The organism is Polaribacter sp. AHE13PA (assembly GCF_019278505.1).
Taxonomy (GTDB): domain Bacteria; phylum Bacteroidota; class Bacteroidia; order Flavobacteriales; family Flavobacteriaceae; genus Polaribacter.
In genome coordinates this window covers 4,096,605-4,108,005 of sequence record NZ_CP058985.1, presented here as the reverse complement: position 1 = coordinate 4,108,005, position 11,401 = coordinate 4,096,605, and the positions used below count along the sequence as shown (strand labels likewise).

Annotated in this window: 9 protein-coding genes; 6 read left to right on the top strand and 3 right to left on the bottom strand. The window is 30.5% G+C overall.

All coding sequences use genetic code 11. The annotated features are described in order from the left end of the window. Positions 1 to 169: 169 nt before the first annotated feature. The 3 genes from H0I28_RS17380 (at position 170) to H0I28_RS17370 (ending at position 5,301) form a co-directional block, all read left to right on the top strand. A complete protein-coding gene (locus H0I28_RS17380; RefSeq protein ID WP_218755228.1) occupies positions 170 to 2,605 on the top strand; it encodes a zinc-dependent metalloprotease in 2,436 nt (811 codons plus the stop codon). 80 nt (positions 2,606 to 2,685) lie between these two features. After that, complete coding sequence (locus tag H0I28_RS17375; RefSeq protein WP_218759931.1) at positions 2,686 to 4,272, top strand: carboxypeptidase-like regulatory domain-containing protein; 1,587 nt, start codon at positions 2,686 to 2,688, stop codon at positions 4,270 to 4,272. 75 nt (positions 4,273 to 4,347) lie between these two features. Continuing rightward, complete coding sequence (locus H0I28_RS17370) at positions 4,348 to 5,301, top strand: tRNA-dihydrouridine synthase family protein (RefSeq protein WP_218759930.1); 954 nt, start codon at positions 4,348 to 4,350, stop codon at positions 5,299 to 5,301. A 107-nt stretch (positions 5,302 to 5,408) separates the two neighbouring features. On the opposite strand, the gene H0I28_RS17365 is transcribed toward H0I28_RS17370, so the two are convergent. Then, positions 5,409 to 7,040, bottom strand: a complete 1,632-nt coding sequence (locus H0I28_RS17365; RefSeq protein ID WP_218732658.1) for a mechanosensitive ion channel family protein — start codon at positions 7,038 to 7,040, stop codon at positions 5,409 to 5,411. 101 nt (positions 7,041 to 7,141) lie between these two features. On the opposite strand from H0I28_RS17365, the gene H0I28_RS17360 reads away from it, so the two are divergent. Next, complete coding sequence (locus H0I28_RS17360) at positions 7,142 to 7,543, top strand: Spy/CpxP family protein refolding chaperone (RefSeq protein WP_218752199.1); 402 nt, start codon at positions 7,142 to 7,144, stop codon at positions 7,541 to 7,543. A gap of 178 nt (positions 7,544 to 7,721) precedes the next feature. After that, a complete protein-coding gene (locus H0I28_RS17355) occupies positions 7,722 to 8,195 on the top strand; it encodes a hypothetical protein (RefSeq protein WP_218759929.1) in 474 nt (157 codons plus the stop codon). A 187-nt stretch (positions 8,196 to 8,382) separates the two neighbouring features. Here the strand turns inward: H0I28_RS17355 and H0I28_RS17350 are convergent, their stop codons facing one another. Next, positions 8,383 to 8,898, bottom strand: a complete 516-nt coding sequence (locus H0I28_RS17350; protein WP_218732655.1) for a gamma carbonic anhydrase family protein — start codon at positions 8,896 to 8,898, stop codon at positions 8,383 to 8,385. Between the two features lie 74 nt (positions 8,899 to 8,972). Beyond that, positions 8,973 to 9,764: a DUF2797 domain-containing protein gene (locus H0I28_RS17345; RefSeq protein ID WP_218752197.1), complete on the bottom strand. Its 792-nt coding sequence runs from the start codon at positions 9,762 to 9,764 to the stop codon at positions 8,973 to 8,975. A gap of 81 nt (positions 9,765 to 9,845) precedes the next feature. Between H0I28_RS17345 and H0I28_RS17340 the strand changes: the two genes are divergently transcribed. Further along, the gene (locus H0I28_RS17340; RefSeq protein ID WP_218759928.1) at positions 9,846 to 11,363 is read left to right on the top strand and encodes a GH3 auxin-responsive promoter family protein; all 1,518 of its coding nucleotides are present in this window, start codon (positions 9,846 to 9,848) and stop codon (positions 11,361 to 11,363) included. Positions 11,364 to 11,401: the final 38 nt, after the last annotated feature.

The following is an 11,401-nucleotide window of genomic DNA, read 5'->3' as shown; positions in this document are numbered from 1 at the left end:
AAATATTAAGATTAAACAACCAAAGGTGTTTCAACTCTATGATTTTTACCCCACCTACTTATTAAGAAGCTTTCTTTATTGCCCCCAACCTTTCCCTTTAACATATATTTAAGACTCAATACTTCAGCGTTTTCTTAATTTCGAAACCAATTCAAATAACACTTTAATGATGACAAAAAGATTACTTACTAAATTACTTTTAGTTGCTTTTGTTTTTGGTTTTACAACTCAAACAGAAGCCCAATTTTGGAAGAAAAAAAAGGACGAAACTCCTAAAGAAACTCCAAAAAAGAAACCCGAAAAGGGAGACATTCAGCCTTACGGAAAAGTGGTTACCAAAGACCATAAAACAGACGAAGGATTATTTAAAGTTCATACAAAAGGTAATTCTTATCTTTTCGAAATACCAGATTCTCTTTTAACAAGAGAAATGTTAATGGTAACAAGAATTGCAAAAACTGCAACCGGAATTGGTTTTGGTGGTGGAAAAACAAACACACAAGTATTACGTTGGGAAAGAAAGAACAAACAAATTCTATTAAGAATTGTTTCTCATGACATTGTTGCAGATACTATTTTACCGGTTCATAAAGCCGTTGTAAACTCTAACTTAGAGCCTATTCTATTTTCTTTTCCTATAAAAGCAATTAGTAAAGACTCTACAGCAACTGTTATAGATGCTACTCCTTTATTTACTTCAGATATAAAACCTTTAGGTTTTCCTGGTTTTTATAGAAAAGCGTACGGTGTAACAAGAATGGATAATGACCGTTCATATATAGAAAGAGTTAGTAGTTACCCTAAAAACATAGAAACAAGACATGTAAAAACATATTTTGCAAGTAAAGCACCTTCTAACAGCTCTTTGGGGTCTATTACTTTAGAAATGAGTAACTCAATGGTTTTACTACCTAAAGTACCAATGAAACGTCGTTATTTTGATGAACGTGTAGGATGGTTTGCTAGAGGTCAAGTAGATTATGGTTTAGATGCTCAAAAAAGTAAAACAGTTAAATATTTAGATAGATATCGTTTAGAAGTAAAAGATGAAGATATCGAAAAATTTAAAAGAGGAGAATTAGTAGAGCCTAAAAAACAAATTGTTTATTATGTAGATAGCGCAACTCCAGAAGAATGGGTTCCTTATATTATACAAGGTGTAAATGATTGGCAAGTTGCTTTTGAAGCAGCAGGTTTTAAAAACGCTATTGTTGGTAAAAGAGCACCAACCAAAGAAGAAGACCCAGAATATAGTCCAGAAGATGTTCGTTATTCTGTAATTAGATATTTAGCATCACCAATTCCTAATGCGAACGGACCTCACGTAAGTGACCCAAGATCTGGAGAAATCTTAGAATCTGATATCAACTGGTATCATAATGTAATGACTTTATTACACAATTGGTTCTTTGTGCAAACTTCTGCAATTAACCCAGAAGCAAGAGGTAACAATTTCAAGACAAAAACTATGGGAGAATTAATCAAGTTTGTATCTTCTCATGAGTTAGGTCACACTTTAGGTTTACCTCATAACATGGGGAGTTCTGCTGCATATCCTGTAGATTCTTTACGTTCTGCTTCATTCACAAAAAAATACGGAACAGCACCTTCTATTATGGATTATGCTCGTTTTAACTATGTTGCACAACCAGAAGACAAAGGCGTTGCTTTAATGCCAAATATTGGTATTTATGACAAATATTCTATCTCTTGGGGATACAGACCTATTTTAGATACAGATGCTAAAGATGAAAAACCTATTCTTGATTCTTGGATTTTAAAACATGCTGGAGACCCAATGTACCGTTTTGGTCGCCAACAACGTGGTGTTATAGACCCTAGTTCTCAAACAGAAGACTTAGGTGACGATGCTGTAAAAGCAAGTAACTACGGAATTAAAAATTTAAAGAGAACTCTACTTAAATTAGAAGAGTGGACTAGCGAAGAAGGTGAAAACTATGATGATATGAATGCTATGTACGGTGAATTACTTACACAATTCTCTAGGTATATGGGACACGTTTCTTCTAACGTTGGTGGTATTTATGAAAACTATAAAACAACAGACCAAGAAGGAGCAGTTTATACTCATGTAGATAAAGCACGCCAAAAAGAATCTTTAGCATTTGTAATAGATCAATTATTTGAAACACCAACTTGGATGATAGATAAAGATCTTTTTTCTAAAGTACAATATACCGGTGCAGTAGATAAAATTAAATCTTTACAAGGAAGAACTTTAAGCGGAGTTTTAAGTACATCTAGAATGGCACGTATGATTGAGAACGAAACTTTAAACGGCTCTGATGCGTATACTTTAGTTTCTATGTTTTCTGATTTAAGAAAAGGTATCTGGACAGAACTTTATAATGGTAGAAGTATTGACACGTACAGAAGAAATTTACAAAAATTGCATATTGATATTTTAAAATCTTTATTAGAATCTTCTTCTGCAAATATTTCTGATGTAAAATCTGTAGCAAGAGGTGAATTAAAACGTTTACAACGTGATGCAAAATCTGCTTCTAACAGAGGAAACACTTTAACTCGTTACCACTTACAGGATGTTGTAGATAGAATTGATACTATTTTAGATCCTAAATAATTAATTTAGAATTATATAATACTAAAACCACGCCTCTAATTGGCGTGGTTTTTGACTTAAAAATACATAAAGTTTCTATTTTGAATCGAAAAAAAATCTCTTTTTTAGTTCTTATCATAATAACTATAAGCACAACTTTTTCTCAAGAAAAAATTTCTTGTAAAATAATAGACGCTACTTCCGGAGCACCTATTGTTTATGCTACAGTTATGCTAAAAAATATAAATAGAGGTACACATGCAGACCTCAACGGAAATTTTGAAATACCAATAGAACAAAAAAATAAAGGAATAATTAGAATATCTTCTATCGGATATAAAACCAAAGAAGTAAAGCTCTCTCAATTAAAAACAAACAGTATTAATGTTATCTACTTATCAATAGCGAATAATCAACTCAATGAAATCGTTATTAAATCTTCAAAAAAGAAAAAAAGACAATTATTAGGCATTCAAATTGTTAAACAAGCTGTTCAAAATATTACAGAAAATTACCCAACAGAACCACATTCTTATATTGGTTATTATAGAGATTACCAACAACCTGTTGGTGATTCTTACCAAAAAAACAGACAATCTAAAGAAGAAATAAAATACTTAAATGTACATGAGGCAATAATAGAGTCTTTTGACGATGGTTTTGATAGTGATAAATTAGATAGTAAAAAAAATCAATCTTTATTATATAACTACAAAACAAATAAACAATTTATACAAGATCCTTCACTTACGGTTCCCTATGATAATGAAAAGAAAAAATATTCTGAAAGCGTATACATAACTCCTTTAGGAGGCAATGAGTTAAATATTTTAAATCTTACAAACACAATTAGAAACCATGATAAAATGTCATTTTCTTTTAGTAATGTTTTTGAAAAAGATTTTGTTAAAAACCATAAATTCAAAGTAAAAAAAGTAATTTTTTCGGATAATACTCCAATCTATGAAATTTCATTTACCTCTATTATGGAAACAACAAATTATGATTATGCTGCATTTGGAACCATTTACATTTCTAAACAAGATTTTGCAATTCATAAACTCAATTACAACCTCTATTATAACAATAAGAAAAACCCACAATACTCAGTTACTATAGAATACATCCCTAAAAAGGATAAAATGTATTTAAATTACATCACTTTTAATAACTTCTTTGAAGCTTACAGTGGAGAATATTTTAAACTCATAAAAACCCAATACAATCCTAAACAAAAGAGTTTTAAAATGTATTTTAATAGATTGGTTGCACTTAACAGTATCCATAAAAGAAATTTTAAAATTTATTATAAAAATAAAAGATTAAAAGTTCTAGATATTATTCCTATTGAAGGAAGTTCGAGAGTATTTAATGTTGTTATTGACGAAAAGTCTTTTAATGAAGTAATCTTAAAAAAGGAAAATGTTAACCTAATTTACTCCCCTTTCTTTAAGTTCGATATTACAAATTTAAAAGACCTAAATGGTTTTGAGATTGACAAAAGACCTAGTTTAAAAATAAATCAATACAGAGAATTTTTTGTACAAGAAACTTTCGAACAGAAAGAACTCCCTATTCAGCAAAGTTTTATTGATAAAAATTCACCTTTATCAAAGTCATTAATAATACCTTTAGAACTAGAACACAACTACTGGTTAAATACTCCTTTAAAGTCTTCTAAGAATTAAGAAAAGTTCAATCCATTTTTTATTTTCTATCAAACGCATTAAAAAGTATTCTATATTTGCAGCACAATATTTTTTATGAGTCAGACACTTTTATCTTCTCCTTTACAAGGCTTTACAGATTACAAATTTAGAAATGCATTCAATCATTTTTTTGGTGGAATTGATACTTTTTATTCACCATACATCCGTTTAAACGGAAAACTAGTGATTAAAAATTCTTACAAAAAAGACATTGAACTCAAGAATAATACTGAGTTAGAAGTAATTCCTCAAATTATTACCAATAATGTAGAAGAATTTCTTTTTGTAGCTAAATATGTTAGAGAATTAGGCTACAAAGAATTAAACTGGAATTTAGGTTGCCCCTACCCGATGGTTACCAAACGCGGAATGGGCTCTGGACTAATTGCAAATCCTGAAAAGATAAATAGCATTCTTCATAAAATTCATAATGAATCTGATATTTTAGTTTCTATGAAAATGAGAATGGGCTATGATACTCCTGAAGAAATTTTAGAGGTTTTACCAGTTTTAGACAATTATCCTTTAAAAAACATTGCTATTCATGCAAGAATAGGAAAACAATTGTACAAAGGCGGAACAGATTTAGATTCATTTCAAAAATGTGTAAACAATACAAAGCATAAATTGTATTACAATGGAGACGTTACCTCTGTTGCTGCTTATAAAAAACTTCAAGAACGTTTTCCATCTATAGATCATTGGATGATTGGTAGAGGACTAATTGCAGATCCTTTTTTACCAAGTATGATAAAAGCCGAAACTACAGAATACCCGAAAAATAGGTTCGATATTTTTAACGAATTTCACGATCGTATTTTTACTGAATATGATGCAGCGCTTTCCGGTCCTACTCCTATTAAAATGAAGATGCTTGGTTTCTGGGAATATTTTTCTCAAAGTTTTTCAAACCCTCAGAAAACCTATAAAAAAATTAAAAAGGCAGGTAATGTAAGAAACTACGAAATTGCTGTTAGAGAAATTTTTAAAGAGGCTAAAAACGGATAGGTAGCTAATAATATTTCTACCTTTTAATATTTTATCATAAAAAAAAGGCAACCTTACTGTAAAAGTAAGGTTGCCTTTTGAATTTATAGTACTAAAATATTGTTGAATTAATTTGCTGTTTCTGACTGATTCTCTTTGTTAAAATCGTTCACAACTGTTGCAATCACAGTATCTATTCTTTCTTGATTAATATCGTATTTAGGATTTAATCCTTTTTTCTCAGGAAAATTCTCAATAGTAACCGTTGTAGAAGGAAAAGCAAAATCTACACCTAACTCTTTCGCTAATTTTACAATAGCAATATGCAATCTGTGTTTAGAAGATTGCTCTACACCCCAAGCTAAACTCTTAAAATACACATTTACCATCACCAACAAAGCAGAGTCTCCAAAACCTGTAAACTCTACATTATAAGAATCAGAACGTGTTTCTGGATGTGCAATAATAATTTCTCTAAGGCCCTTAACAAAAGCCTCAATTAATTCTGGTGGCGTATCATAACGCAATCCTAAATTTGTATTGTATCTTCTAAATAAACGCAATCCTTTATTATTAATAACCAACTCAGACAATCTACTATTCGGAATTTGATAAATAGAAGTATCTGCAGCACGTACTTGTGTAGACCTAAATCCTACTCTTTCTACCGTACCCACAACTTCTCCTGCCTCAATCCAATCATCTATATGAAATGGTTTATCAAGAAATATCATAATAGTACCAATCAAGTTTTTTACAGTGTCTTGAGAAGCTAACGCAAATGCCAAACCACCAATAGTAGCACCCGCTATCATTGTTGTAGTATCTACACCAAAAAGAACTAATAATCTTAAAATACCAACTACAATAACCACACCTGTTAAAAAACTATGTAAAATAGGTACTAGTTGATCATCTAACCTTCCATGAGTTCTTTCTGTAAACTCACCATATATACGCATTACAACTTTTACTAATTTTAAAAACACATAAATCCAGAAAATTGTTTCTGCTATATTTAAAGCCAGAAACACCCAAGTATTTGTGGTTAAACCAAATTGTAATGATGGAAAAGCTTTATCTATAAAACTTAATGCAACCAATAAACTTATTGGATGTGCCAATTTCTTAATTACTTTATTAACTTCTAAATTGGTATTCTTTGTAATTTGTTGTTGTAACTTTAATAAAATAAAAAATGCTATCCTTTTTACAATTAGAAAAATAATATAGGCTAAAATAAATAGTATTAACAATCCTATAATTTTCCACAATTCTATATTCAGTATCTTTTTATGACCAGAAAGAGGAATTATATTCTGTAATTTTTGAATGTACCACGGATATACCGATTTGTATAAACTTTCAATTTTGTTAATTGTTTCTGTTGAATAATACCAATTATCACCTATCTTTTCCACATAAATTTGTGGCATTCTTTCAGGAAATAATACGTATCTAAAATAAGAAGAATACCCAATTGTATCTTTATAATTAGCATTGGTAGGTACTCTGTTCATATCTACATACAAACCCTTACCGTCTAAAACTTGCTTTATTTTAATCGCTTTTTCAATAGCCTTCTCTTCGGAAAGACCTAAAATAGTTTTTGCTGCTTTTTTAGGTTCATAAGAATCCGATTGCAAAAAGTATAAATGTGTATAAACAGTAGCATGAGGAGTACTCATATCTACACGTATACTATCTTGAGCAGTTGTAAGAATTGGTAGTAATAAAAATAGCCACAATAATTTTTTCATATTTATTTCTTAAAAACACATTAAACAGAAATGCAAATTTAAACCTTTTCATTTTTTATGAGTCCAAGAAGCGTAATTAAAAATAACAAAACAAAAAAACAATGAAAAACATAGTAACTATTTTAGTACTTGTAATTGCTTTTACATTTACTGCGCAAGCGCAAAAAAAAGGAGGAAAACCTTCTACTGAAAAGATGTTGAAAAAAATGACAACAGATTTGAATTTAACTGCAGATCAGCAAAATGAGATTAAACCTTTATTAGAAGAACAGATGGCAGATAGACAAGCCTCTATGGAAAAAAGGAAAGCTCTACAAGATTCTGGAGAAAAACCTAGTAAAGAAGAACGCCAACAATTAAATGCAGAAAGAAAAGAAAAAGCTGCTGCTTTTAACACTAAAATGGAAAGTATTTTAGACAAAGAGCAATTTGCTAAATTTGAAGCAATGGCTAATGAGAAAAAAGGAAATACTGAAAAGAAAGGCAAAAAGAAAAAAAATTAAGAATAACTAGTTTTGGTTGATTAGGTTATTAAAAAACTCGGTTTCTTTATGGAGCCGAGTTTTTACTTTTACAACACTAAACTAATGTTAAAGACTTGTTAAACAAAAAATTACATTAAACCTTTCTAGTTTTTATGGGTCAAAGAAGTATACATAAAAACATTAAAATTATAAAAATATGAAAAAATTAGCAAGCATCTTAGTATTAGTATTTGCAGTAACATTTACTACACAAGCACAGAAAAAAAGAGGAGGAAATGGAGGAAGAGACTCTAAATTAACAGCAGAACAACACGCTACTTTAGCAGTTAAAAAAATGACATTGACTCTAGATTTATCTGAAAAACAACAAAACCAAATTAAGCCTATTTTAATGGCTAAAATGGCAGAAAGGCAAGCTGCAATGGCAGAAAGAAAAGCTGACAGAAAAGATAGAAAAAGACCAACGGCAGATGAAATGTTTGCAATGCAAAACAAACGATTAGATGACAAGATTGCAATGAAAAACCGTATGAAAAACATCTTAAGCAAAGAGCAATTTGACAAGTTTGAAAAAATGCATAAAAACAGAAGTAAAATGGCAATGCATAAAACAAAAGGAAAAAAAGGGTCTAAAAGTAACAAGAGAGATCAAAGAGGTGATAGATCTTAAAAAATAAAAGTAAACTAGTTTTGGTTGATTAGTTGATTGAAAAAACCCGATTTCTTAATTGAAATCGGGTTTTTGTTTTTATAACGAATTGGTTTTGCGTTAGGGATAGAACGGTTTGTTTGAGCTCTTTTTTGTGTTTTCAAAAAAAGCGAGTAGAGAAAGCCCGACCTTGTGTAACGCGCAAATCTTATTCTTTAAACCAACTAGAATATTTTAAATAATTATTAGCTATTCTATCAATTTCACCAGAAATTAATTCTTGCGAAATATCTTTTACTTTTTTAGCAGGAACTCCTGCATAAATACTTCCGCTTTCTACTCGGGTATTCTTAGTAACTACCGCACCTGCAGCTATAATTGAATTAGATTCCACCACACAATCGTCCATAATAATAGCCCCCATACCTACCAAAACATTATCGTGAATTGTGCAACCATGCACAATTGCATTATGCCCAATAGACACATTATTGCCAATTGTTGTTGGTGATTTTTGATACGTTGCATGGATTACCGCACCATCTTGAATATTTACTTTGTTACCAATTTTTATGAAATGTACATCGCCTCTTAGCACTGCGTTAAACCAAATACTACATTCCTTTCCTAGAGAAACTTCACCAACAATTGTCGCATTTTCTGCTACGTAACAATCTTCTGGTATTTGCGGATGATTTCCTCTTACTGCTTTTATAATTGCCATAATTTATAAATTTAAATTGTATTTTTTAGTATTATAACGTTGGATTACATCTAATTTCTCGGAGAAAACAGAAGTTATACTTCTATTGAAACCACCAAACCTTCATTACTTCTTACATTAAAAACGGTTTCATCTTCAAAAATTAAATACTGCCCTTTTATTCCCACTAAAGTCCCTGTATAAGTTGGTGTTTTAATCAGGTTTAAACTTTTTGGTTTTACAGGGTATTTTATCACCGGAAAATTGATATGTGTTTCAGAATTATTTTCAATAAAATATGCCTTTGCTTCTTCTGGGATAAACTCTTTTAATTTATCGCGCCAAGCTACCAAATCTACATCTTCAATATCATTTTTTAGCATTTTACGCCAATTGGTCTTATCTGCAACATACTCTTTTAAAGCAACCTCGGTAATTCCTGCTAAATAACGATTTGGGGCTTCTAGTATTTCAATTGCTTCATGTGCTCCTTGATCGATCCAACGGGTTGGAACTTGTTGTTTTCTTGTAACTCCAACTTTTACGTTGCTAGAATTTGCCAAGTATACAATATGTGGTTTTAATTGCACCGCTTGCTCGTAAGCCAAATCTCTATCTTCGATACCTAAATGTGCTTTACTTAATTCTGGTTTCATAATCCAATCTGCCGCACTCGGGATTTCGAAAAAACAAGACTTACAAAAACCTTGTCTATAAATTTTCTTTTCTAAATGACAATTTAAACATTCGTATGTTACAAAACGGATAGTTATCTCTTTATTTATTAACTGATTCATGTTTATAAAATCAGTTTTCATGTCTAAATAATACAGAATTTCAGCTGCATTTTCGGTCATCATTTTTTTTAAAACTCCTTGGTAAATCATCGCACAAATTTTGTATTTTTAAACTTCGGTTTTAAAACAATATTTGTTCTAAAATCATTCTAAACAAACTTACGAATTTCTATGGCTTTTCAAATTATCAATTCTATAATTTCTTGGTTTTTAAAGAAACGTAAACATCAAATAGAACTGTTTTTAAAATACCCCATTGATGTACAAGATGAATTACTTTTAAAACTTGTTCATACTGCTAAAAACACAAAATTTGGAAAAGAAAAGAACTTTGCTCAGATAAAAAATCATACAGATTTCACAAGAAATGTTCCTATTCAGAAATATGAAACTTTTGAACCTTTAATAGAAAGGTGTAGAAAAGGGGAACAAAATTTATTTTGGCCAACAGACATTAAATGGTTTGCAAAAAGTAGCGGAACCACCAACGCCAAAAGTAAATTTATTCCTGTTTCTGATGAAGCTTTAGAATATTGCCACATGAAAGCTGGTAAAGACATGTTGTGTTTATACATTAATAATAATGAAGATACTCAGCTTTTTACTGGAAAAGGATTACGCTTGGGCGGAAGTTCTGATGTGTACCAAGACAACAATTCTTATTTTGGAGATTTGTCTGCAATTATTATAGAAAACATGCCTTTTTGGGCAGATTTTAGCTCTGCTCCTAGTCAAGAAGTTGCTTTAATGAGCGATTGGGAAACAAAAATGGATGCTATTATTGATGAAACCATCGATGAAGATATTACAAGTTTAGCAGGTGTACCAAGTTGGATGTTAGTTTTGCTAAACCGAGTTTTAGAACGTTCTGGAAAAGATAATATTCTACAAGTTTGGCCAAACCTAGAAGTCTACTTTCACGGAGGCGTAAACTTTAATCCTTATAGAGAACAGTATAAAAAAATTATACCAAAAGATAGTTTTAAGTACTACGAAATTTACAATGCTTCAGAAGGTTTTTTTGCGATTCAAGATAGAAATAATTCCAAAGAATTGTTGTTAATGCTAGACTACGGAATTTTCTATGAGTTTATTCCGATGAGTGATTATAAAGGAGAAAATTCTAAAACGATTACACTTGCTGATGTAAAAAAAGACATCGATTACGCTTTAATTATTACTACAAATGGTGGTTTATGGCGTTATTTAATTGGTGATACCATTCGTTTTACATCTTTAGAACCGTACCGAATTAAAATTACAGGTAGAACAAAACATTATATAAACGTTTTTGGTGAAGAATTAAATATAGAAAACGTAGAAGATGCTTTAAAATTAGCCTGCGAAAAAACAACTGCTACCATTGCAGATTATACTGTGGGCCCTATTTTTATGGAAGGTAAAGAAAAAGGTGGTCATGAATGGGTAATAGAGTTTACTAGAAAACCGGATTCTATGGGTTATTTTTCTGAAATTTTAGACAATGCATTAAAATCTATCAACTCAGATTATGAAGCTAAACGCTATTTAAACATCACTTTAATGGCGCCAAAAGTACACCAAGCAGAAGAAGGTTTATTCTACAAATGGCTAAAACAAAAGAACAAATTAGGAGGCCAACATAAAGTACCAAGATTATCTAATTCTAGAGATTTTGTAGATGAATTAATAGTGTTAATGAAATCTTAAAATTATTGTAATACCAACTTCATTAGGCATGATTATTG